Raw genomic sequence first — 22,332 nt, 5'->3', positions numbered from 1 at the left:
GAACCCTCTCTTATCCCGCTAAGAGCGTAAGCGCTCTGCAATCGAAAGCGCTTCATCGGCCTGCCGGAGAGTGTCGCTCAGCCATTCCTCCTCCGAATCTTCAAGCATCATGCGAGCTTCGCCTCTGGCCGCAGACAGCGCTTCGAGAGTCGAGTCCGGCCTGAGGAGGAGTTGGGTAGCCGCGGTAGTCGCATCAGTACGGGTAACCAAGTCCATGGCATCAGCCAACAGGGAGACATTCAGTCCACTCACCATAGCCCCACTTTATGGCCCCTAGAGGTTGACGTCGAGGGTGTCACCGTTCGTACCCAGTCCGCTGTTGCTGGCTGTTCACTGTCGGCGACTCAGCTCTGGTTACGCCGACCCCTGGGGCTGCGGAGCCCGGGTGTTGCGGGAATGATGCCTTCATGAGGCGTTGCATCTTCTCCAGACGGGGGTCGATGTCCGGTGCGGGTTCGGGCTCTGGCGTTTCTTTTGGTTTGCTGCGTCGGCCATGAGGTGGTCGATGCGGTCCGTGTTGTCTCGGGCGTTTCTTTTGGTTTGCTGCGTCGGCCATGAGGTGGTCGATGCGGTCCGTGTTGTCTCGGGCGGCTTTGAGCGCTGCGGCGTTCTTGAACGGTTCCGCCCCTGTCACAGGAACCTTTGCTCGGTTGCGCTCGGATTGCCAGCCAAAGAGTTCAACTCAGTCGGAGTGAGAATAATTATGTCCAGATAGATTTATTAGCGACGAAGCCTCTCCCGCAAGGCCTCGTCCAACAGATCAGTAATAGTGATTCCGTATTTCGTCGAATAAGCGTCCAACTCGTCACGAAGACTAATCTCTATCTTCGATGAGAAGGGTTCCATCCGGCGCTTACCTCTCGGCCGCCCAGGGCCAGGACGCCTCGGTTCAAGGTCAGCTTGGGCCGCCTCTGTCTGGATGTTTGCTTGCCCAACGGCGGCCTGAGAAGTCTCTCCCTGTTCCACAGTTTCGGTTCGCTTCTCCGCAGAAGTCAGAACATCCACAACGTCGGCGACTGGTGCTTTGCGAATCGACGATTTGCGCTCCAAGGCCATAATTAATTCACCCCATCCAAGTAGCGCGCATGCGCAACAAATTTTTCGGTCATGATTGCGGCACCCCGGCCGGCGAGCTTCGTCAGCGGCGAGCGTGTGCTGACCGAGTCCTGCATCGCCGTTCGGAGAGGAAGGTGAGGCTCTCTTACGTCGGTGCCGTAGGTGCTCTCTAGCTCTCCGATTTGGAATGAGTGTTCGGACGTGAGGGGTGAACTCGTCTTATTGATGATGATGCCCAAGAATTCCAGCTGGGGATTCAAGTGCGGAAGCGACCTGACCTTCTTCACCGTGTCGAGGAACTCCGTCACGCCCTTCACGGAGAAGGCCGCTGGTTCAGTAACGGCGAGTACACGGTCGGCCCAAATGAGTCCGTTCAACGTCAGTCGCCCGAGAGCTGGCGGAAGGTCTATGAGGACGTGGTCGTATTGTTGAAGCTCGTCCGCACCGTACGCTGCAGTCTTGAGCCGCATCTCGGGCGTTAGCAGAGCTTCCGACTCAAGTCGTGCCAGGGACTCAGAACTTGGGATCAGATCAATACCCGGCCACGAGCTTTGGGTGATGGCTTGGCCGAGGGTCCCAGCCTCTCCCCCGTACAGCACATCAAAGACGTCAAACTCTCCAGCCCCTTCAAGGGCTTCCGTTACATTGGATTGAGGGTCGAGGTCGATTACCAACACGCGCTTTCCAATTAGACGCAAGCCTGTGGCCAAGCCGAGTGTCACTGACGTTTTGCCCACACCGCCCTTGCGGTTACCTATAGCCGTAACTCTCATCCTGGTCCTCCAAAGCTCGCCAGACTTTGATGGAAGATCCATCCATCAATACGCCTGTCATTCAATCCAGACATCAATCTATCAGTCAATCAATACGTCGGTCAATCAATACGTACGTCTAGCTATCAATCAATCTTTCTGTCATGACATAATTATTTATTAGCTAATAAGACAACAGCAGGCAGGTTTCAAGATACATAGCTGGCGGCGGGGTCAGCAAAAAGACCTTCTTAATCCCAACACGGCCATCTATCAATCTTTCTGTCATGACATAATTATTTATTCTCGGGGAGTAGTCGGGGCGCTTGCAGCGAAGCAAGGCCCGGGCCCACTGATCAGCGGTGGCCACATATATCAAACCATCAGGACAGAAATAATTCAGAGAGAAGCAGAAGCCCAAAGAGTCGTAAAATGAGAAACTGTCAACAAAACCTGACAAAAAGGGGACTGCGCATGGCGTGGGATATGGGAGATGGGTTCCATCGGGGACTACTCGGGGTCCTTCTGAAGGATGGTCGGCTGGGATTCAAACATCAAGACAACGAAATGATCAGTGTCCAGGGAATCACTGGTCGTAACAAACGGGACCCGGATCGGACTAGCTTTGAGCTCGTGTCGGAAAGCGAAGCTACGGGCTGGCAAGGGACGTGCGACTGTGGTTGGACAGGAAGACAGTGGCACAGGGTGCAAGGAGCGGGTAAAACCGACTTGACCCGCTACCGAGTAAAAGCTGCCATTGGGTCACCAAGCTCGGCGCCCTTGTCGGTAGAAGAATCTATCCTGAGCGAGTGGCAGAAACATGTAAGGGCTTGGGGTTTGCAAATGGCTGCACGTAGCTACGAGCGGGCAGCTGCTCGGCTAAACGAAACGGTCAAGGCTGCACGTGATTCTGGCCTGACCTGGGCCGATATAGGTACAGAAACAGGCATGTCACGCCAAGCTGCTCATCAACGATGGAACAAATCAGAACGGGAGCTAAGCCACGATTCTCCAACCCGGGCTGACCTTCTGGGGGCCAGCATAGTCGTCCTATAACGGGGCAAACATTCGAGCCTGGTCAGGAATGTAGTCGCCGAACTCCGTGTTCGATTCACCTTGCTCAGGTGAACGCCATATCAGCTAACGTCCACTCATCGGGTGGTCCTTCGTAAGCTTCCCAAGGATAGTCATCGGTGGGGGATAGGAGCTCCGCTACCGTGCTTACACTTCTCGACAGCCACTCCCGCCAAAGAGTCCGCTCGATTCGGTACCTCTGTATTTGACCGGCCACAGACTCCATCACTCCGAAGTACTCCGCAAGTTCTTGGAGGGAAGTTGAAGCGACGACCGTCCAAGCTCGCTCATCATTCCTGGACACCAGGTTCCAAGCAGCCAAGGTCTCAAGACTTTCCCGCACAGCGGTTCTGGAGAGCTTCGTCTGATTCACCAAGTCTGTGGTCGTCAGCCCTGGAGTCTGCTCTAAGGCTTCGTAAACAAACGCTGCGGGCAAGCCCAACTCTCTGAACACCGGTCTGAGAGCCTGAACCTTGCCCTTTCGCCAGGACAGGTCCTGGGCAGCCGCCCTCAGACCCTCAGGTATCGACAGCATGTACAGGTCCCCTTTGGTTCCCCGTCCGCGCTCAACCAAGGTGAGCAGTGGATCCTTCTCTGAACGTAGGGCCCTCAGATGTGAACCAACTGTTGTGTGGTCAAGGCCTGTCGCCACGGCAATTGATCGGTCACCAAATTCAACAAAACGAGAACCCGTCATGTGCGCAGATGCTCCGAGGGCCCTTAGAACCATCCGACGGGCCAGGCCCGTCCGGGAGCTGGCGTAAAAGGGTTCTCTCAACCGAAGTGCATTCCTCCAGGTTCGGAGGTAGCGGTGCTCGCTGTTCGTATCGGAGCTCGGCCAGACCCCTGGGGGCTGTGTATTTGGCTGGCTTGTGGGGGATTTACGTGCATAGTGGTTTCCTACTACAACGACCTGGCTTTTTCGCAGGTACGCGATCGCGTTATTCCAGTCCCGCTTCAGGGAGGGAAGCCTGTGGCCGGACCGGTAGCGGGCGTAGAAAGATGCGAGCCCGGGCCAAACGCCTTGGAGGACTCGCCGTTCCACATCGATGAGTTTCATGCCGGCTGCGGCCGCCGCCGTCAGGACTGCCTGACGTGCTTCTGAATCCGAGACGTACCGGTTCGCGTCGTACAGACCTGATTGCGCCATCTGCTGCATAGGCCTGGACATCCGACGGGCCATTTGCGGTACTTCATAAGCTTCGTTGTCGGCCGACAGTGGCTGCTCCAGTCTCAGCCCTCTTACGCCAGCGATTTCGTCCTTTAGGTCTGCGCGAATTGTTGCCCATACTTGTTCCTTGTTTGGGCGTCTTGCAACGTCGTAGGCCATGCTGAGGCTCATGGCGAGTTCCTGATAGCCGCCACGCTTGTGCGGTGACCCAGGGGTCCGCATGCAACCGTGAAGCATGTTCTGGTGCGGCGTCTTGTCCAATGTGCGGTATCGGATGCCTAACGCCTCGACAACATCTCGTGCTTCAGAAAAGGCAATCCGTCTTTCCAGTGGTATGTATACGTGCCGTCCGCCATTGGGCGAGTGATCTTCAATCCACCGAGCCCCACAGCTGTGCAGCCACGTTTGAAGAGATTTCACATCGGCTTCGACCCAGTCGATGCCTGCAATCGACGAGTCAAAGTCAAGGAAGATTGCTGAGCAGCTGCCGTCTTTGCCGAAGATCCTGACGGCCGCTGGAAAAGTGGGGAGGGTCTCAGTCAGAGCGCGTTCGTGCTTCTGGGGATAGGTCTTTCCCCCGTCCCGGGATAGGCGGACGCGCGGTTGACCTGCGAGAAGAGGCGCCAGCGCAGCCCACGCCTGGGCGGCGTTGGAGGTCTGGGATAGCTCCTGAGACACGCCAGTAGCGTCGGCTGCTGGCAGCACGAGAGCGTGCTGTTGTACGATGATTTTGTTCCTGTTCAGGGAATGACGAAGGGCCGATCCTGCCAGATCGGTTTTGTTGCACAAATGAAGGCCTGTTAAGGACTTCCATACGATTTACGATCTGTCTGCCGGCAAGCTATCCGGATCGTGAATCTTCAGCTTCGAAGGCCCGCTAATGGCGGGCCTTCCTTGTATCTACGAGGCCATACGGATCGGGAGTTCATCCTGCTGAGTGAACTGACCCAGCAAAGCCAAATCTTCGCGCAAGGACCGGTCGACTGCAGAGGCAACATAGTCGGTGACAGTCATGCCTTTTGCGGCGGCGATCATGTGAACGTCCTCCGCGGTCTTGGCCGGCGTGCGGAAGCCAATGTATTTGCGGAGGCCCTTGCTGGGCCGACCGCCTCCACGATTGATTACTGCGCTCATTTGTCAGGTCCTTTGAATCTCGTACAACCAGGGGTTGTAGCTGGTTCATCGTTGGTGCCACGTGCAGTCGATGGAATTTCTGTTTACAGCTATCGACTGAATCGAACCTAGCACCGCGCCGAGTCCGATCGGGGGATTTGTTTACAGAAAACGGCCCTGCGTGTCGCCGCCCATTGCTTATGATGCTGATGGCTGGCTTCAGCCTTACTGCAGGTGAACGTCCGGTCCGTCTATTCACGCACATAGGCTCGGCGGCCAGCCAGTCGGGGCTGGTAAAGAAAACCTGGCGGGTAGGGCTCTCTGAAAACTGCGGTGGGGTGCCCGTGGCGGTCGTCCCTTGAATTCAAGCCACACCATCCTTTCGTTCCAACGACAAGCGTCGGCCGAAACCCGGTTTTCAGTGAACCTGTAGGTTCCCGTGCGGGTTCCGGCGGCATCGACTTGAATTCCCCCAAGAAACTCAAGTACGCGACAGCCTACAGACATGCTTCGCACATGCACAACTCAGTTGTTACCCATGGCCTATACGCTATGAATGACATCAGGTAAAGTTTTGTGTCGGCTGTCCGCCTGCTCTATAGCGGTCGCATCGCAAGCAGCTGACCTTGGCTGAAGGAGCTTAGAGATGGCAAATGGGGGTCGTAGCGTGTTCCTTACGCAACAACAGAAGAAGGAGCGCCTGGCGGATCGCATGGGCATCCTGGTGGATATCTGGGAGTCCGACAACAACGCGGCGCTTACGTACAATCACGTGGAAGAAGCACTTTCCGCCAACGGGATCCATCTGTCGCGGACACGGTGGTCATATTTGATCAATGGCACTGGCAGCCTGGTGACCGATCAGGAACTTCTGAAGGGCATCGCAGAATTCGTTTTTGATGTGCCGGCCAGCTATCTCGTTGATCTCAACAGTGAGACTCCTCCCGAGGTGGAAGCACGGATGGAGTTCCTTGTGCAGATGCGCAAGCTCAAGGTGAAGAACTTCGCCGCGAGGAACCTGGGCGCGACGTCGCCGGAAACACTGCGGATGATCACGAGGATTATCGACTCGTCGATGAACGGTGAGGATGAATGACCCTCCCACCTGTACAGGACAAGGTTCGGGAGTTGTGCGGTGACGGCACGACGTCGATGAAGGAAGTCGTCGAACGCCTGACCGTGATCTGCGAGAAACCGATCAATCTGATCGAGTACAACGAGTCCTGGGGTTCCCTGACGGCATTCAAGGCCGAATTCGAAGATCGCATCAACGTGTATTTCCCCCCGCAGAAGTCCCAGCAGTACAAGCTCCACTGCATCTACCACGAGCTCGGACACATCTACCTGGAGAGCCTTCAGGTAGCCCTTGCCCTGCCGGATCTCTCTGGAGAAATGCTGAGGGAAACCGCGGACGCGATTAGCATCACCTGCCGGTCGGTTCCGAACCACCCTGTCGAGCGGTGGGTGGAGGACTTCGCGTTCGAGATGTCGAAAAAGACACGTTCACGCAGCTCCTCCGGTCTTGATCCTTTCCTCTGATAAACCATGAAACTGTTGCTCTTTGCGCTGCTGAGCGCCCTATGCCTCCTTCGGATCCCCTCGGTGGTCAAGGTCCCGGAATCCCGCGCCTCGTGGGTGGCATCGATCTTCGGGCTCGCGGCACTCTATGTTCTGGGAACGGTTACACCGTTGGAGGATATTGACCGCTACCTCGGTGGCATCAATGTGACGAACCTGCTCCAGGCCGTCTTCGCGCTCCTGGCAATCTTCTTCTTCAACGACAGCGTGCGGCGTCTGGCGAACGTACCCATAATCAGATGGACCTACTACTCGCCATTGCTGAGCATTCCCATCATGGTTGCCAGCTTCACCCTGATTCAGGACAAAGCTCCAACGGCCGCGGACTTCATCGATACCCGCATGGACCAGCTCGCTACCGCCGTGTACAGCGGCATATACATGCTCGCGCTGTTGTTCACCGTCCTCAGAATCATCCACATGCTTCGGCACAAAGCCAAGGGACTGTACGCCACATTCTCAGCGGGCCTGCTGGTGGTTGCGGTCGCCGTTTCGTGCCACATCACATACGTGGTGCTGTTCTACTTCTCGCCCTGGGACGCCCTAGCCCGAGATATCGGTGCCTGGTTTGACCGCCTTTTCTACGTAGGCCTTTCAGTGACCGCCGCGGGATGGCTGATTCTCTTCCTGTCGAAGCAGCTACCCAGATTGCGTCTCTGGATGATCGATGCTCTGTGGCTGACCGCTTTGAGGATGCAGGTCCGTGCCGATCGGTCACGAGTCAGTCCGGCCTGGGATCTCTTCAATGAAACGCTCGAAAACGGCGTCTACAAAAGCCTCATTGTTCTGCACAACTACGAGCGGGTGAACTTGATGGACTTCCCGGACTCTGTTCAAGGCAGGATCAGCCAAATAGAAGCCAAGCTGGACGAGCGGACCTAGCTATTCGGTCATGATCGTCTTGCTGACCCACCTCGTCAGTTCGTTGGTGAAGGTAGACGGCGAGGCGTTCCACTCCTGGGTGTGGTGGGCCTTGGGTAGTGCTATCAAGGTGACGGTGGCCGGATTCGCGCGTTGGAACGCGGCCGAGATCTCCCAAGGGACCTCTTGATCAGCGGTCGAGTGCAAGACCAGGGTAGGGACATCCACCCTGCTGGCTACGTCGACCCAGTCGAGCGCATCGAAATCAATTGGTTCTTCCAGCCCCAGCATTCTCGCGAACACGGGGGTACCCAACAGGCGCATAACAAGGTCTGCACCAACCGCCGGCACCCGGGCCCGCACTGCTCCTGCTGTAATGGCTCTCCGCCAGCTGGTGACGGGACCTACCAGGACGAGCCCGACGATCCTGTCCCGGTGGGCGCTGCGCTCTGCTGTGAGTAGGGCCATGGTCCCACCCATTGACCAGCCGGAGAGGATGATGCGATTGGCTCCGTGGGCAACGGCATAGGCCACGGCGCTTTCCACGTCACGCCATTCTGTTTGCCCCAGGTGACTCGAGTCTGCCTGTGGCGGGCTGACCTCGGCGTCGCTGCGAAATGTGGGAACCAGAGATGTGAATCCTAAGGAGCTGAACGCGTGGACATCTCGAAACATGATCGAGCGGTCCGTCCAGCTGCCATGGATATGGATCACCCACACGTCCGTATCTGCGCCTTCAAATAGCCATGCCGGCGCCGCACCGTACTCTGTGGGGACATCCACCTCTTGATAGAGTCCGCGGACAGCAGCGGGTTCGAAAAACACGTCCGGGGTCCAATCGACGATTGGGCCCAGACCGCCAGACGTAGAGCTTGACTGGTCGAGCAGCCTTTCGACGAATTTTTGTTCCTCGTCGATCAGGGTGACCTCACCGACTCGCGTGTATTTGGCCGTCATGGGGTCGAACACGCCGAAGTCACCTGGGGCTTTGGTGTAGTCGTCCAAGTCAAGGCGGACGCGACGTCCGCCGTCCACCATCTCTGCCCGGCGGTAGTCCTTTGGGCCTCGCTTGACGATTTTCCGAGCCATGACGACGGCGAACCCGGATAGCCCTGCAGCCGGCACAAGGAACGCCAAGCAGCTCAGGATGCTCCGTTTCGTCAGCATTGGGTCTTCGTCCTCCAAGGCGGATCAAGGGGAAATGGGACCCAGACATCGTAACGTCCTTACTGCCTGGCGACGGCGTAGGTCATGCTCACTACAGGCGTTGCACATGTTCACTACAGGCATGTAACGTGCTTAGTGAAGCAAGAAGGTATTGCTATTTGACAAAGCTTGTTATGACTGCGGCGTTCATCTACCGCGGAGGTAGTTGACATAGGCAGGAAGCATCTCGAACTCCACGGCATCAATATTGGCCTCGTATTTCACGCGCTTGCCATGCCGTTGACCTGCGGGAAAGTCCGCCGTGACGGCACCGGAAGCTTCGAGGGCTTCCAGGTGGTGTTGAAGACTGGGTCGGGTCAGCTTCCTGTTGTCGTCCAGGACAATCCCCTTGAGGATTTCGCCGGTGGTGCAGGGGCCGTTCTGATGCAGGTAACGCAGTATGGCCGCGTGGGCTCGATTTCCGAGAACTTCGATGGCTGCCTCAACCTCCTGCGGATGATTGGGCTGGATGAGGCGCGGCATGCGTCTATCTTGCCCGATTATTCGGATAGCTCTGAGCCGCAGATTCAAGTGTATCGCTAAATGATCAACTTTGAGCTACAGTCAAATTGTAGGCCTTATTCGAAAGAAGGAGGCGCAACGTCCTTCGGAAGGGGGATCCTGCCGAAGGACGAGATGCGTCTCATGCTGACGATGTGACAAGCATTTTGGTTGGAGCGAGAGAAGAATGGCACGCCAGCGTGGACTTGATTGTCAGTAGCTGGCAGTAGACAAGAAGCGATGCCCATGGGGGAGGGACAGGTTTTGAAGAACATGCTGCCGTTCGGTACACAGCGGCCGTTGAACGCGTCACTGCCTAACTGCCGCAGGTACGTTCGGTGGTGAAGCGATGACCGCCCGCAAAGTCATTACCGGCGCATCGATCGTTGCGCTGCTAACCGTTGGCCTTGTCACTGTCGTCCTGGATGACAGTGATCCGGCGCAGGCGGCATCATCGTGTGCTGCACCTGCGGGCGTGGCCGCTGGTCCTGCCCCTGCGGGGGGAGTGGCTGGCTTTGATGCTGAGCAGATGAAGAACGCCCAGGCGATCATGAACGCGGCCAAGTCCCTCAAGCTCCCGGTCGCGGCGCAGCTGATCGGGATCCAAACCGCAATCGGTGAATCCACACTCCGCGTCGTTGACTACGGGGACGGGGCAGGCCCGGATTCCCGTGGGTTGTTCCAGCAGCGTGCCAATGGCGCGTGGGGTTCTTATGCGGACCGGATGGACCCCACCATTTCGGCGACGAACTTCTTCAAAGCCCTCCAGCGAGTGGAGGGATGGGAAACCCTCGAACCTACCATCGCCATTCACAGGGCACAGCGGAACGCGGACCCGAACCACTACACGAAGTTCCGGGCACAGGCGACTGAAGTCTTCAAAGCCTTGGGTGGGGAATCCGGCGCAACGGTGGACCCGTCCGGCGTGTGCCCGGCTGAAGGCAACCAGGTTGTCGGGGATTTGGCCGGTAAGTGGGTCAAGCCCATGGAAGGGGCGATCAACAGCAGTGGCTACGGTCCCCGTGCGGCACCGCCCGGCACCGCCGGGGGCGTGCTGGCCAACTTCCACTACGGCATTGACTTCGTTCACCCCGGAGGGCCGGGAACGATAGTGGCCCTGACGGACATGAAGATCGTCAAGGTCCGCAACCTCGATGGCTTGTTCGGCACCGGGGTGACCGGTCAAACAGTGGATGGGAAGCTCACGATCGGCATGTACCACATGGAAGCCGGGTCGGTGAAGGTCAAAGAAGGTGACACCGTGGCCGCCGGAACACCGCTGGGCACCGAGGGCGCGACGGGCAACGTCACCGGCCGCCACCTCCACATGGAGTTCTTCGCCGGCGCCTTGCCCAACCCCATGGTTCCGATCAATCCCACCATCGACCCGACTCCGATCATGAAAGAGAAAGGCATTCTCTGATGCGCAAGCACCTCGCACTCACCGCCGCACTGGCCGCCGCGCTCTCGCTTAGTGCCTGCGCCGGAAACGCCGGCACCGAACCGGCAGCCGATTCGACCCCCACGGTGAACGCAGGACAGGCAGGCCAGGAGAGCCATCATGCCGACGACGGCCACGACCACGGCGCCGATGAGCACTATGGGGTCCCGGAGGTGACGTGGGACGCCGGCGCGGAGAAGTCGGTCAAGGACACTGCAGCCAAGGTCATGGGCCTGTTCGCCCGTCCCGATGTTCCGGAGACAACCTGGTTCGCTGAGCTGGCCCCTCATCTCGCACCGGAGTACGCCGAGGATGCGAAGTACATCGACCCGGCCCGGGTGCCCATCCGCAAAGTCACGGATGGACCTGCGATCAGCAGGGACGCCGACAATCCGCTGACGGTCACGGCAACGTTCTCCACCGATGCGGGCCGCTGGACGATGCTCCTGCACCGTTCCGGACAGCAGCAGCCCTGGCTGGTAACAGCCATCTCCCCGCACGACCCGACCTCATGAATCAACCCACCGAACCTGAAACGAGCGAGAGGAACCATCCGATGAGCACAAACTGGCAGGGAAGCGAACGGAAGAGCCGCGCACCCATCAGCCTGACCGACACCGAACCCGAAGCGACCACCACGGACCCGGCCACGATCATCCACGCAGTCCCGGATGCCGAACCGGCCGCAGTAGCAAAGGCTGAAACCCCTGTGGTGGAGGACCTGCACCGGGAGGCTCCGCTGGTCAGCGGGCGCCGCAGTGCCGCTGTCCTCCGCAAGGAGAATGTGAACGATCAGCTGCCGCCGGCCACCGGCTGGCAGGCATTCCTGCGGGCGGTCAGCTTCGGTCTGATCAGTCCCAAGGTAGGCGCGGCCGAGCTGGCACGCCGGGCGGACCTGTCCGCGATCCAGCGGGTGTACTCCCGCCCGATGCAGATCATGGTCGCCCAGCCCCTGGGCGGGGTGGGCAAAACGATGTGCAGCGTCGGGCTTGGTTCCACGTTCGGGATCCACTCCGGCCAGCAGACGCTGGTGTGGGACAACAACGAGATGATGGGCACCGCAGGCGTCCGGACCAACGCGAACGACTCCACCCGGACGGTCTGGGATCTGTTGAACGTCCTGGAGTCCTTCGAGACCGTCACCGCCCGCAAGGGCGAGCTGTCCTACTACACCCGCCATCAGGGCAACAACCAGTTCTCCGTCCTGGTCGCGGACGAGGACGCGGACCGGATGAAATCCATTGGTGCCGACGAGTTCAACCGCATCCACACGGTGGTCAGCCGTTTCTACGACACCATCATCGTGGACACCGGGAACAACACCCGTTCAGCGAACTGGCTCGCCTCGATCGAGGTCACCGACCAGCTCGTGATCCCCACGACGCTCAAGCGCAACGCTGTCGTCTCGGCCCTGCGGATGATCGAACAGCTCGAATCCATGTCCGAGCGCACCGGCAACCCTCACTACAAGGACCTGGTGAGGAACGCCGTCGTGCTGGTCACCCAGGGCGGCGGGGCGAAAGTCTCCGCAGCCGAGCAGGCGGAGCTTCGCGAGAACCTTGCCTCCGCGGTACGGGTCCTGATCGACATCCCGTATGACGGGGCGTTGGATACCGGCTCGATCATCGACTGGCAGCTCGTCGGCGACCCGGCCCGCCGCGCCTTCGAGCGCGCATCAGCGGAAATCGCTGAAGGCCTCTTGGCCATCGATCGCGCCACCTCCATCAAAACCATCAACCGATAAGGAACCAATAATCATGTTCACCACGATCCGCAACGAAATCATCATCCGCAGCGCCGTACCCACCATAGACAACCCCTTGGACGGCGTGACACCTAGCATCGACGTCCTCGGTGTGAAGTTCACCGGAGCTGTCCAAATGATCCTCGGTGCCCTCTGGGCTCTCGTACTGGTTCTCCTCGCCGGCGCCTTCCTCTGGAACCTCATGAAGTGGGGCGTCGCCCGCAACCGCGGCCACTCCGACGACATCGAAGAAGGCGCATCAGGGGCCAAGAAGACCGGCATCGCCTTCGGTGCCGCAGCTGGAGCCAGCGTCATCATCGGCGGCATCCTGGCACTCGCCACGGCAGCAGGGGCCTAACCTATGCGGAAGCACTGGAAACTCCTCACAGCATTGGGGGCGGTGATCCTAGTTATCGCTGTTGCCGTCGTCCTTCTGAACCCACCAGCACCGGCAGCCAAGCAGGATGACCCCGGGGCACTTCAGGCCTCCGGAAAGTTCGGGTTCCCCGTCTCCGGAATCAAGATCGGCGAAGGCGGGACCAAAACCGCCAGCGATGGTAAAACCATCACCGGCTACAACGGCAGCTGCGACTCAGCCGCCCAAGCCGCCGCCAATTACATTCACCTCATCGAGGACGTAAACGTCTCCACCTGGGCTCAGCAGAAAAAGACCTTGGCTGAGGTTGGTAAGGCTGGGGCCTGGACGGAGAAGATCACCTCAAAAGGGGATCTTCTGACCACTTCAAAGGAACTATCCAGTCTGTCTTTTGACGGTGGCTGGGTTTACCGCTCCGATGTTGCCGCTGGTGGTCTGTACCGGGTTGCCAGTTGCGAACCTAAGGAGGCTGCTGTGGTTCAGGTGTTCTTTGGGGCCACCAGCGCCAACGTTAAGGCAGCTCCAAGTGCATTCTTCCAAACGGTCACCTTTGCACTGGTTTGGGATGGCGATTGGAAGGTTGCCGATGCTGCGATTGTCGCAAATGGCCAGGATTTCGGCGGCAGGGTCAAGGACGCCGGCCCGATGAGCGTGGGAACCAATATGGATGATGAAGCCACACCGGTTCTCCGGGACGATCTGGTCAACTCCTTCTTCAAGGACAAGACCCGTGAAGGGTGGGTTGAGTATGCAAACGCTAAGCGTTAGCAGTACCGTCCGCCTGGTCGCAGTCTTTCTGGCGTTGTTCCTCAGCTTTGGGGTAATCGTCGCCGGTCCCGCACAGGCAGCCGACGAAGTGAGCAAGTCCGAGAAACTGAACGCCGACCAACTCAAGCGCCTCGCTGGTCTGCCTGAGGACCAACGCGTCAAAATCAAGGACCGGCTAAACCAGGAACTGGGCAAGTCAGTCTGTGCCGATCCGTGGTTCTTCGGACTCATGGGCGGAAACGACTGTGAGAACGTCTCTGCCAAAGCCTTCGGCACCTTCCTGACCACACCCGAAAAAGTGCTGGATTACGACGGGAAAAACACCGTCCCGTTCTGCGCCGCGCTTCCAAATGTCGGTGCGCCGGATTCGGGTACCGCCTGGTGCGCCCAAGGGGCTGTATTCAGTAAGTTCGCCCCGATTGCCGGCGTGGTGATGCGGACGGCCATCTCGGCGATGCCGGGCGGTCAGGTCGTCCTGGGCACGGTCGATACCGTGGCGTTCATCGCGAACGCGAAAAATGGCTTCGAGGACTTCGCTAACACGGTTAAGGCCGAGGGCGTGAAGTCCACCAACGAGGTGCTGAACAACCTGTTGAAGGTCTCCGAATTTGTGGTTGACGACGGTTTCCGCGCAACGTGGGCATTGTTTTCCGGAATCGGCATCATCGTCATGGGTTTGATGTATTTCAAGCTCTGGAAAGACGTCTCGAACGAAGAGATCGACATGGAATCCGTCCGGGACTCGCTGTTCTGGTACGGACCTCTATCCATGATCCTGGTGCTGTTCGGTCCTCCGATCGGCTACGTGATCAACGGATGGATGAGCGGCATCACTGAAGGGATCACGTTCTGGACCTCAAGCAGGGTCACGGATTTCGGTGTCGCTATCTCCCGATTCGCCTCCTATGAGTCCAGCGGCGCATTCGGACCCCTGGCGGCTGTCTTGCTGTTCGGTCTATTGTTCATCTCAGCCTGGGCCATGCTCGGGTTGCTCGCGCTACAACCTTTGGCCCTGTATCTGCTGGGGTTGGGTATCGCGATCATGATCGGCTTATTGATCCACCCGAAATACCGCCAACGAGTAGGCAAGATCGCCTCATTGTGGCTCGGCATTTCCTTCTCGAAACCGTTGCTGCTGCTGATCATGGGTGCGGTGTTCAGTTATATTTCCACCCGACCAGCCTTTAGTGGTGAGGGTGTGGACGACGGCATGGTGAACGCCACATCGGTGTTCCTGGCCGCTGCCGCGATGTGCGTCTTGGCCTTCGCCCTGCCGATGCTCTACAAGTTCGTCCCGATCATGCCAGCGTCCTCGACCAGCCTTGGTGAGGGCCGCCAGTCCATCGCCGGGCCAGCAATGGTCGCCGGAGCAGGCGCGGCGATCTCCTCGGCAATCAGGCAGAAACGGACCGCCCAAGTCCAGTCCGGAGCAAACCGTGGCGGAGGTCCTTATAGCGGCGCGGCGGCCATGAAGGGCCCATCTTCGATGACACCGCAATCAGAGGGCCAGGGCGGTTCCGGACTTGGATCGAACGGCTCCGGCATCTCCGGACGCCGCAGTGCAGCCTCCAGGGTTCCCAACGAGCAGAGTACTTCTTCCGCGGGCCAAGACCGTCAAGGCAGTCAGGCCCAGGGGCAGCCGGAAACCCGCACGATCGGGGAGCTGCAGAAGGCAGACCGCGCCGGAACCGGCAGGGCAAAGGCAGCACAAGCGCTGAAGACCGGTGCCGGGGCAGTGGGCCGGGGATCCGCGAAGGTCGCAGCCGGCGGCGCGACGGCGTTCCTGCTGGCAGGCCGGGAAGCGGCACGTCAGGCCTCCATGCGCGGGCAGCGTTCTGCCCGTTCGATGGCGCCGGATACCGACCACATCAGTGGCCGGTAAGAGAAGTACAGGCAAGGAGTAGGTAGTCATGGGAAGAATGGTTGTTGTCGGCGGCGAGGTCCAGAGCCGTGGCCTGTTCGGGGGAAACCGGACGGCACCGGAATGGATCGGCCTGTCCGTCTCCATCGGTGCCGCACTGATAATCATTCTGGCCGGTGGCAGCCAGATCGTCGCCCTGATCCTCGCCGCGGTGTTGGTTCTGGCAGGAGTCATCCTGACCACGCCCAACAAGCTCTCCGGCCACCGCTCCCTCGGCGCCATTTTCGTGGAGATCCGGCACAAGAAGGTCCGCGTCAAGAACAAGTCCCTGGTCTACGTCCCGGTGAAGGACCGCCCGCAGACACGGATGATCAAGGCCGGGAAAAAGGACAGTGACCGCGCCGACGAGAACGGCATGATCGAAGTCCCTGTCCGGCACAAGGACAATGCACCGCTCATGGTGGGCACCGTCCGCCACTTCGCCATCGACACCCCGGAAGGGCCGCTGGTCATCTTCCGGCATCAGGGCAAGGTCAAGAAGTCCTACTACACGGCCACGATGGAGGTCATGGGTTCGTCCTCGGGAATCCGGGAGGAATACCGGAAAGAATCAGGACACGTCGCCCGTGGCCAGTACCTCGCCCGGTTGGCCCGCCGACAGTCCCTGGTCACCCATGTCCAGACCCTCGCCCGCGCCGTGCCGATGGACTCGGCCGACCACCTGCTGTGGGTCAAAAAACGCGTCGCACAGAATGTTCCACGGATCCTCTTGGAGTCCTACGGCGAGCTGTGCGAGACGACCCGCTCACGCTCCGAACAGCACCGTACCTACGAGACGTTCCGGATCCCCGGATCCCCGGCACTGTACCGCCGCGCGGAAGCGTACGGATCAGGGGACGAAGCCATCGGTCAGGCGATCTACCAGGAAATCCGCTCAGCCATGGCCCAAGCGTCCATGATGGGTTCGATCACCAACTCCCGGCCCCTTGGCCCCCAGGCCATGGCCGCGCTGCTGCGTCACCTGCAGGACCCGGACTTCGACATTGACGACTACGACGGTGCCAACCTGATGGACTGCTGGCAGCACCTTGACGGCGCAGCGTCGCCCATCTCGGTGGTAGTGAATGACCACTGGCACATCCGCACCGGCTACGTGCCGGCCCCTGCATTCAGTCCCGCACCCATCCCGGTCGAGGCGTTGGAAGCGATCATCAGCGGCATCCAGCCCGCCGTGGTGCACTCGGTGTCCATGGTCATGGAACTTGAAGACGCCCGCAGCGCCCGGTCCAAGGCTCGCTCAGATGCCGCCATGGACAGGGCAACAGGCAACAAAGTCGCCAAATCCGGTGTCGTCACCGATGGCACCGAAGAAGTGCTGATGGGGGCCTCCCACCAACGCCTCCTGGATCTGAAGCCCGGCTCCGGCCATCACGGCGCGGCTTACGGGCTGTATATCTCTTTCGCGGTGGAAGACGCGAACGAGATCCTGTCCACCACCGACATCGTTGAGGCAGCAGCTTCCGATGCCGGTATCGAGTTCATTGACTGGCTGGACCACCGCAACGACCTTGCCCTGATCACCACCATGCCGTTCACGAGGGGAATCCGATGAGCACCACGAACGATGTCAAGCGTTTGCGCCTGCCGTGGGCTGTGGCCAGCAAATCCAAGCGGACCGTCAGGGCACAGGCCCGCGCCGGGAAGCTTGAGCTGGAAGCAGCTGCAGCCGATACGGCGGCCGAAGGGTTGCGCCGCAATAAGCCGTTGAGCAAGCGTGCGGTGAAGAAGGCTGAGAAGAAGGAAGCCAAGGAGCGTGAGCTGGTCGAGGCCAAAGCGAACGCCACAACGCGGTGGCACCACGAACGTAAGTGGGCTTTCGCGTCGAAGCTGGGGTTCTATGACCCGGCAGCCCCGGGTGTGGCGTCTTCGACGCGTCAGATGGAGTTCTCGCATATGGCGATTGCGTCCCCGCCGACGTCGCACCGCGGCTTGGTGTTCGGCGTGGACGCCGGTTCCGGCTGGATGATCGTCCATGACCCGTTCACCGCGTACGGTGACACCCTCGAATCCCCGAACGTCTGCTACATCGGTGACCTCGGGCAGGGGAAGTCCTCGGCCATGAAAACCTGGGGCGTGCTGCGTCAGCTGATCCTCGGCCGCCGCGTCGTGGTGATCGATAAGAAGTACCAGAAGGACGTCGGCGGCGGCGAGTACACACCGCTTGCGCGGAAGCTCGGCGTTGCTCCGGTCCGGTTCAGCATCGGTGGTGGCGGATCCCGGATCAACATCCTCGATCCCCGTATTGCTGCCCGGTTGAATGAGGAAACCCACGACAGCGCCGAAGCGTTCCGCACCCCGGCCGGTCAGTCGATGCTGGTCCGTGCCGTCATGGAAGAAGCCCTCCGTCGGCCGATGACTCCCAAGGAAGGCAAAGCCGTCCGCATGGCGCACCGGCAGGCTTTGACGGAGGCGAAGAAGGCCGGGGAAGTCGCGCACATCGGGCACGTCCTCAAAGCCCTCTACGCGCCCAATGAAGATGCCGCGAAGGCCACGAACCTGACGGTGGAAGAGCTGCGCGAATGGGGGCAGGATCCGGCCTTCGAGCTTGAACGCATGATCGAGGATGACCTGGCCGGTCTGATCGACGGGGAGACCAGCGCGGATATCCAGCTCAACGCCGGCCTGACAGTGTTCGACGTGTCGCTACTCCCGGAAGACGGCCCTGCGCTGCCGATCGTCATGACGATCATTAACACCTGGCTGGCGAACACCCTCTACCGGCAGGAAGAAGCAGTCCCCACGGTGCTGCTGATTGAAGAGGCTTGGCACACCGTCCAAGGGTCGGTGGCCACGGTCACCCGACGCAACACCAAGCTCTCCCGAGCGCTGTCCCTGTCGTGCCAGTTCGCGTTCCACCACATCTCCGACATCCCGCAGGACAGTCCGGCGATCTCCATGCTTAAGGAGTGCGGCACGGTCCTGTTGTACAAGCAGCAAAAGAGCGCCGACGCGCTGGCCTGCGAAGAGATGTTCACCCTCCCGGTCGGGACAGCCGAAGTGATCACCAAACTGGTCAAGGGCACCTGCCTGTTCAAAATCGACCAATACGATCCCTTCGAAGCCATCCACGTCCGCAGCCCGTTGGAAGTCGAGCTGACCGACACGGACGGGGCCATGAAATCCACCTCCACCATCGCGTTCACCGAAGAATCCATCACCGACGACGCCATGGAGGTCATCCCCGCATGAGCAAACAAACCTCAACAGACACGTTGATGAAGCTCGGCCTCGCCGGCTTCGTTGTCGTGCTGGCGGGCCTCGCATGGGTCTCCGCTTTTCTTGGTGAGTTCCTGACACCGACGGGAATGCCCTGGACGAACTTCACGGAGTTGGTGGCGCGGTTCAAGGAAGGCACCTTCGCCTGGCCAGGAGCCGCGACATGGATACTGATCGTGCTCGCAATTCTTGCTTTCCTCGGAATTGCGTTTATCACCATCGTGCTCGGGGGCAGAAAGCCGAAGGACGACGGTTTGCCAAGGTACAAGGATCTGGAACCACGGATGGGCAGGAAGGCAGCGCTGGCCAAGGCCCGGCAGGCTCTGGAACTTCCAGAGGACGCAACCGACGATGAAATGATCGTTGCCCTGTGCAAGCTGGACGGCCAAACTCTGTATGTGCAGCATGAGGATTCCATGTGGGTTTTCGCGCCGCAGCGCTCCGGTAAGTCGCTCTTCCTGGCAGTGGGCATCATCTTGGACGCTCCGGGGCCGGTGGTCACGACATCGACGAAGAATGATGTGCTGATGTTGACGGCCGTCGCACGGCAACGCCGCGGGCAGGTGGAAGTCTTTGACCTTCAGGACATTTCCGGTTGGCCGAACAAGGTTCGTTGGAACGTGATTGCCGGGTGTGAAGACCCTGACGAAGCGCTGGCCCGTGCCAAAGCCTGGGCAGGCGCCCAGCCGATGGGGAACGTCAAGAACGGCGACTTCTTCAATTCCAAGGCAGCGGCAGTGTTGGGAAGGTTCCTCCACGCGGCAGCTCTGGGTGGCCGCGGCATTGAAGACGTCGTGCGGTGGTCCAACAACTTCGCGGACAAAGAACCGCTGGAAATCCTCATTGACCACGGCGCACCAGAGGCATTCTCGGCCCGTCTTCGGGCTTTGACCACTTCCCGCGCGGGCGAAACGGTGGACTCCATCCAGGAAACCCTTGCCGGCCTGCTGGAGCCACTGTCTTCACCAACGGCCATGCAGATGCTCAGCCCTGCAGAGGGTGAAGGGTTCGACATGAACCGCTTCCTGGCCAAGCCGAACACCGTCTACCTGCTGACAGACGGGGAACGCTCACCCATCGCCCCGCTGGTGGCCATGTTCGCCGACTTCATGTTCCGCAAAGCCCAGCGGATCTCCCAAAGCAAGCCCGGCGGCCGTCTCTGGCCCGTCTTCACCATGGTCCTGGACGAAGCACCCAACGTTGCAGCATTGCCGGACATGGCCGGCGCCCTGTCGGATTCCGGCGGCCGCGGAATCCGCGTCATCGGGTTCAGCCAATCCTTCGCGCAGAACCGGCAACGCTGGGGTAACGAGGCTGCAACAGCCATCCGAGGCACCTCTTCCATCCGTATGTTCCTGCCCGGCCTGGAGGAACTGGACGAATTGGAGAAGATCGCCAAAGCCGCCGGCGTCACCAAGCGTCAGCGCGTTTCGACGTCTCAGGGCAAAGGCGGGTCATCACGGACCACCAGCGAGGAAGAGCGCCCGGTGATCCGTGCCCACGACATCCAGCAGCTCCCTGTGGGCGAAGCATTCATGCATTACAGCAACGTCAAACCCGCGAAAGTGAAGCTCACTCCGTGGTGGGAACGGAAGGACGCCGAGCAGATCCGCGCGGATAAGACGGCAGCCGGAGAAATTGTCAGGAGGGTGGAGGTATGACCGCCCGCGACGAGGATGCGCCCCAGCAGCAAGAACCGGACGAAACAGAACTAGTCGAGCAGTTTGTGATGTGGGTCGAGATGCTGGTCCACGACATTGAATCGGTGCCTAACGAAGCCTCCGACCGGCATTGGTGCCGGGAGTGGTGGCAGCATCCCGAAGCAGTGGCAAGGCTCATGGCCCTCCATGAGGCCTACAAGCAGGCTGTCCAGGAAAACACCCTGTCAGCTTGGTGGGTCCAGCATTGGGACCCTCACACCCGAGTGATGTTCTCGGGCCAGGGGCCTTTCAAAGACTGCCAGCGACGGCACGCGTTCCTTGACCGGGCCGCCGACTACACACCACGGCTGGCAACAGTGGCCCCACCAGCCGACTGGAGACCCTAAAACCGTTGGTATCGACAAAAACGTGAATGCACCAGATGAGTCGGGAGACAAAAATATGAGCGAAAAATTCGAGACAGCCAATCACTTCATCTCTGTGGCAAGAAAGATGCACGAAACGATGGTGGAGGCCCCAAAATCCTTGGAAAACGGCACGACTATAGAGGACGTGATTCGGCAGGACATCGGTACCCGGCTTGAGCTTGCACTCGCGGCGCGCGCCGTCATGCTGGCTCCGCGGGATCCGGAGGCTGAGAAGATCATCGGCGCAGTGCTCCTCGGCCGCATCGATGCTGCCGCAGCTGCACATACACCTGCGGAGTTGGAGGCCAGGGCTGCAGAGGCCTTGGATGCAGTAGGCCAAGGCGGCGAGGATCCGGACGGGAAGATGGGAACCTGGCTAGACCTTACGGAACCAATCACTAGTCTGGCCTTGGAAGCGCTGCAACGAGCCGAGCAGCAGAACCACGACATCATGATCGAAGGATTACGCCGGGGCGCTGAGCAGACCCCCGGCTTCAACCTGCAAATCACAGAAATCGTTGGGGACACGGTTGTCTCAGACGAAACCGTGCTGGGTCCCGAAACAGGGTACGAAGATTCCGACGTGCACCGCGTAGGCCGGGTGTCATCGTCGGTGGAGTCCATCTTAGGTATCGACGACGATCGGATGGAGACAGATATCTCCCAACTGCTGCAGAGTCAGGCTCCGGTTGTTTTGGGCCGGAACAACTTGAGTTCCCAAGCCCAGCCGAACGACGTGCGGTTGACCGTTTGTGAACGGCTGATCACGAAGATCAATCATGACCTGGATGTCGTTGGGGTCACCGGCGATTTGCCGTCCCCAATTGCAGATTTGGAAAAACGTCACTTCCCGGCCCTCCGGGCTCAGCTGCTGCTTCAGCACAACCTTCCTCTTACTGAAGGTGCTACCTATTCCCGGGCGAACCGCGGGGATCGTTCTGCGCAAGGCATTTTGATGCAGCTCGTCATACTCGGCGACATGCTGTGCTCGGCCAAACCGTACTTTCTCCCGGTCGGCCAGTTGTCCACAGCGGTTCGCGACGAAGACCTCCGGCCTTTGCCTCCCAAACAATCATTCCTTGTTTGGCATGACACGGCCGTTCACATCGGCGAGGGCGTGGACATTCTTGCTTGGCTGTTCGCAACGGACGCCCAGGGCAATGTTCATCCGGTTGTGCATGCCATCCGGACTGTTGCAGGTGGGGTCTTGGAAACCAGTTGGTGCAGCCTTCGTCAGGGCCAAGCGTCCGGGGTAGCCGGCCAGATCATCCGCTTGCTACGCGGCGCAGACTGGGACGCCGCGCGCCCCCTGCGCCTGCCCAAACCCAGAGGCAGCAAAGCGTGGATGAAAGATCTTGTCCGCTCCTCCGCCCGGGCCAAGGAGGGCGGCTTGCACGGTTTGCAGTTCCTTCCGGCCAACCACTTTTCTCAGTAACCTTCGACTTCCCCGCCTCCCAAACCAGCTTCGACGCAGCCTTCAGCAGCG

General features: G+C 59.7%; 20 protein-coding genes. 14 read left to right on the top strand and 6 right to left on the bottom strand.

The window, feature by feature from the left end:
• Window positions 1-18 precede the first annotated feature (18 nt).
• The 4 genes from J3D46_RS24355 to J3D46_RS24340 form a co-directional block, all read right to left on the bottom strand.
• A complete protein-coding gene (locus J3D46_RS24355) occupies window positions 19-255 on the bottom strand; it encodes a hypothetical protein (RefSeq protein WP_253469841.1) in 237 nt (78 codons plus the stop codon).
• Window positions 256-1,058: 803 nt separating this feature from the next.
• Window positions 1,059-1,829, bottom strand: coding sequence for a ParA family protein (locus tag J3D46_RS24350; RefSeq protein ID WP_253470000.1), 771 nt, complete (start codon window positions 1,827-1,829; stop codon window positions 1,059-1,061).
• A 1,099-nt stretch (window positions 1,830-2,928) separates the two neighbouring features.
• Complete coding sequence (locus tag J3D46_RS24345; RefSeq protein WP_253469837.1) at window positions 2,929-4,731, bottom strand: MarR family transcriptional regulator; 1,803 nt, start codon at window positions 4,729-4,731, stop codon at window positions 2,929-2,931.
• A gap of 222 nt (window positions 4,732-4,953) precedes the next feature.
• Window positions 4,954-5,187 carry a hypothetical protein gene (locus tag J3D46_RS24340; RefSeq protein WP_018779737.1) on the bottom strand — a complete coding sequence of 78 codons (234 nt, stop codon included), beginning with the start codon at window positions 5,185-5,187 and terminating at the stop codon, window positions 4,954-4,956.
• Between the two features lie 625 nt (window positions 5,188-5,812).
• Between J3D46_RS24340 and J3D46_RS24335 the strand changes: the two genes are divergently transcribed.
• The 3 genes from J3D46_RS24335 to J3D46_RS24325 are packed head-to-tail and all read left to right on the top strand — an operon-like array spanning window position 5,813 to window position 7,626.
• Entirely contained in the window at window positions 5,813-6,262 is a 450-nt protein-coding gene (locus tag J3D46_RS24335; protein ID WP_253469834.1) for a hypothetical protein, read from the top strand.
• Window positions 6,259-6,705 (top strand): hypothetical protein, encoded by a 447-nt coding sequence (locus J3D46_RS24330; protein ID WP_253469483.1) that lies wholly within the window; start codon window positions 6,259-6,261, stop codon window positions 6,703-6,705. Before J3D46_RS24335 ends, J3D46_RS24330 begins: the two co-directional genes overlap by 4 nt.
• Before the next feature lie 6 nt (window positions 6,706-6,711).
• Window positions 6,712-7,626 (top strand): hypothetical protein, encoded by a 915-nt coding sequence (locus tag J3D46_RS24325; RefSeq protein WP_253469832.1) that lies wholly within the window; start codon window positions 6,712-6,714, stop codon window positions 7,624-7,626.
• On the opposite strand, the gene J3D46_RS24320 is transcribed toward J3D46_RS24325, so the two are convergent.
• On the bottom strand, window positions 7,627-8,772 hold the full coding sequence (locus J3D46_RS24320; RefSeq protein WP_253469489.1) for a S9 family peptidase: 1,146 nt from the start codon (window positions 8,770-8,772) through the stop codon (window positions 7,627-7,629).
• Window positions 8,773-8,958: 186 nt separating this feature from the next.
• Window positions 8,959-9,294, bottom strand: coding sequence for a helix-turn-helix domain-containing protein (locus tag J3D46_RS24315; protein ID WP_144651045.1), 336 nt, complete (start codon window positions 9,292-9,294; stop codon window positions 8,959-8,961).
• Window positions 9,295-9,661: 367 nt separating this feature from the next.
• On the opposite strand from J3D46_RS24315, the gene J3D46_RS24310 reads away from it, so the two are divergent.
• The 11 genes from J3D46_RS24310 to J3D46_RS24260 are packed head-to-tail and all read left to right on the top strand — an operon-like array spanning window position 9,662 to window position 22,281.
• A complete protein-coding gene (locus J3D46_RS24310; protein WP_253469492.1) occupies window positions 9,662-10,735 on the top strand; it encodes a M23 family metallopeptidase in 1,074 nt (357 codons plus the stop codon).
• Window positions 10,735-11,268 carry a hypothetical protein gene (locus J3D46_RS24305; RefSeq protein WP_253469495.1) on the top strand — a complete coding sequence of 178 codons (534 nt, stop codon included), beginning with the start codon at window positions 10,735-10,737 and terminating at the stop codon, window positions 11,266-11,268. The genes J3D46_RS24310 and J3D46_RS24305 overlap by 1 nt, the downstream gene beginning before the upstream one ends.
• Window positions 11,269-11,309: 41 nt before the next feature.
• Window positions 11,310-12,497 carry an AAA family ATPase gene (locus J3D46_RS24300; RefSeq protein ID WP_253469829.1) on the top strand — a complete coding sequence of 396 codons (1,188 nt, stop codon included), beginning with the start codon at window positions 11,310-11,312 and terminating at the stop codon, window positions 12,495-12,497.
• A gap of 13 nt (window positions 12,498-12,510) precedes the next feature.
• On the top strand, window positions 12,511-12,855 hold the full coding sequence (locus tag J3D46_RS24295; protein WP_253469826.1) for a hypothetical protein: 345 nt from the start codon (window positions 12,511-12,513) through the stop codon (window positions 12,853-12,855).
• Window positions 12,856-12,858: 3 nt separating this feature from the next.
• Entirely contained in the window at window positions 12,859-13,641 is a 783-nt protein-coding gene (locus J3D46_RS24290) for a hypothetical protein (RefSeq protein ID WP_253469823.1), read from the top strand.
• Entirely contained in the window at window positions 13,622-15,523 is a 1,902-nt protein-coding gene (locus J3D46_RS24285; protein ID WP_253469820.1) for a hypothetical protein, read from the top strand. The genes J3D46_RS24290 and J3D46_RS24285 overlap by 20 nt, the downstream gene beginning before the upstream one ends.
• A gap of 28 nt (window positions 15,524-15,551) precedes the next feature.
• Window positions 15,552-17,114, top strand: a complete 1,563-nt coding sequence (locus tag J3D46_RS24280) for a hypothetical protein (RefSeq protein WP_253469817.1) — start codon at window positions 15,552-15,554, stop codon at window positions 17,112-17,114.
• Window positions 17,111-18,751 (top strand): ATP-binding protein, encoded by a 1,641-nt coding sequence (locus J3D46_RS24275; RefSeq protein WP_253469812.1) that lies wholly within the window; start codon window positions 17,111-17,113, stop codon window positions 18,749-18,751. The genes J3D46_RS24280 and J3D46_RS24275 overlap by 4 nt, the downstream gene beginning before the upstream one ends.
• Window positions 18,748-20,439, top strand: coding sequence for a type IV secretory system conjugative DNA transfer family protein (locus tag J3D46_RS24270; protein ID WP_253469809.1), 1,692 nt, complete (start codon window positions 18,748-18,750; stop codon window positions 20,437-20,439). Before J3D46_RS24275 ends, J3D46_RS24270 begins: the two co-directional genes overlap by 4 nt.
• Complete coding sequence (locus J3D46_RS24265) at window positions 20,436-20,825, top strand: DUF4913 domain-containing protein (protein WP_253469806.1); 390 nt, start codon at window positions 20,436-20,438, stop codon at window positions 20,823-20,825. The genes J3D46_RS24270 and J3D46_RS24265 overlap by 4 nt, the downstream gene beginning before the upstream one ends.
• A complete protein-coding gene (locus J3D46_RS24260; RefSeq protein ID WP_253469803.1) occupies window positions 20,758-22,281 on the top strand; it encodes a hypothetical protein in 1,524 nt (507 codons plus the stop codon). Before J3D46_RS24265 ends, J3D46_RS24260 begins: the two co-directional genes overlap by 68 nt.
• The last annotated feature ends 51 nt before the right edge of the window (window positions 22,282-22,332 follow it).

It is taken from the genome of Paenarthrobacter sp. A20 (assembly GCF_024168825.1).
In the GTDB taxonomy this organism is placed as follows: Bacteria; Actinomycetota; Actinomycetes; order Actinomycetales; family Micrococcaceae; genus Arthrobacter.
The sequence above is the reverse complement of the archived record's forward strand: the minus strand, read 5'-3'. Positions and strand labels throughout refer to the sequence as shown.

Coding starts and splice junctions, on each gene's coding strand:
- J3D46_RS24295 (WP_253469826.1), top strand. CDS start 12,511: ATGTTCACCACGATCCGCAACGAAATCATCATCCGCAGCGCCGTACCC.
- J3D46_RS24330 (WP_253469483.1), top strand. CDS start 6,259: ATGACCCTCCCACCTGTACAGGACAAGGTTCGGGAGTTGTGCGGTGAC.
- J3D46_RS24335 (WP_253469834.1), top strand. CDS start 5,813: ATGGCAAATGGGGGTCGTAGCGTGTTCCTTACGCAACAACAGAAGAAG.
- J3D46_RS24340 (WP_018779737.1), bottom strand. CDS start 5,187: ATGAGCGCAGTAATCAATCGTGGAGGCGGTCGGCCCAGCAAGGGCCTC.
- J3D46_RS24355 (WP_253469841.1), bottom strand. CDS start 255: ATGGTGAGTGGACTGAATGTCTCCCTGTTGGCTGATGCCATGGACTTG.
- J3D46_RS24280 (WP_253469817.1), top strand. CDS start 15,552: ATGGGAAGAATGGTTGTTGTCGGCGGCGAGGTCCAGAGCCGTGGCCTG.
- J3D46_RS24305 (WP_253469495.1), top strand. CDS start 10,735: ATGCGCAAGCACCTCGCACTCACCGCCGCACTGGCCGCCGCGCTCTCG.
- J3D46_RS24275 (WP_253469812.1), top strand. CDS start 17,111: ATGAGCACCACGAACGATGTCAAGCGTTTGCGCCTGCCGTGGGCTGTG.
- J3D46_RS24310 (WP_253469492.1), top strand. CDS start 9,662: ATGACCGCCCGCAAAGTCATTACCGGCGCATCGATCGTTGCGCTGCTA.
- J3D46_RS24290 (WP_253469823.1), top strand. CDS start 12,859: ATGCGGAAGCACTGGAAACTCCTCACAGCATTGGGGGCGGTGATCCTA.
- J3D46_RS24325 (WP_253469832.1), top strand. CDS start 6,712: ATGAAACTGTTGCTCTTTGCGCTGCTGAGCGCCCTATGCCTCCTTCGG.
- J3D46_RS24285 (WP_253469820.1), top strand. CDS start 13,622: ATGCAAACGCTAAGCGTTAGCAGTACCGTCCGCCTGGTCGCAGTCTTT.
- J3D46_RS24320 (WP_253469489.1), bottom strand. CDS start 8,772: ATGCTGACGAAACGGAGCATCCTGAGCTGCTTGGCGTTCCTTGTGCCG.
- J3D46_RS24350 (WP_253470000.1), bottom strand. CDS start 1,829: ATGAGAGTTACGGCTATAGGTAACCGCAAGGGCGGTGTGGGCAAAACG.
- J3D46_RS24315 (WP_144651045.1), bottom strand. CDS start 9,294: ATGCCGCGCCTCATCCAGCCCAATCATCCGCAGGAGGTTGAGGCAGCC.
- J3D46_RS24265 (WP_253469806.1), top strand. CDS start 20,436: ATGACCGCCCGCGACGAGGATGCGCCCCAGCAGCAAGAACCGGACGAA.
- J3D46_RS24300 (WP_253469829.1), top strand. CDS start 11,310: ATGAGCACAAACTGGCAGGGAAGCGAACGGAAGAGCCGCGCACCCATC.
- J3D46_RS24270 (WP_253469809.1), top strand. CDS start 18,748: ATGAGCAAACAAACCTCAACAGACACGTTGATGAAGCTCGGCCTCGCC.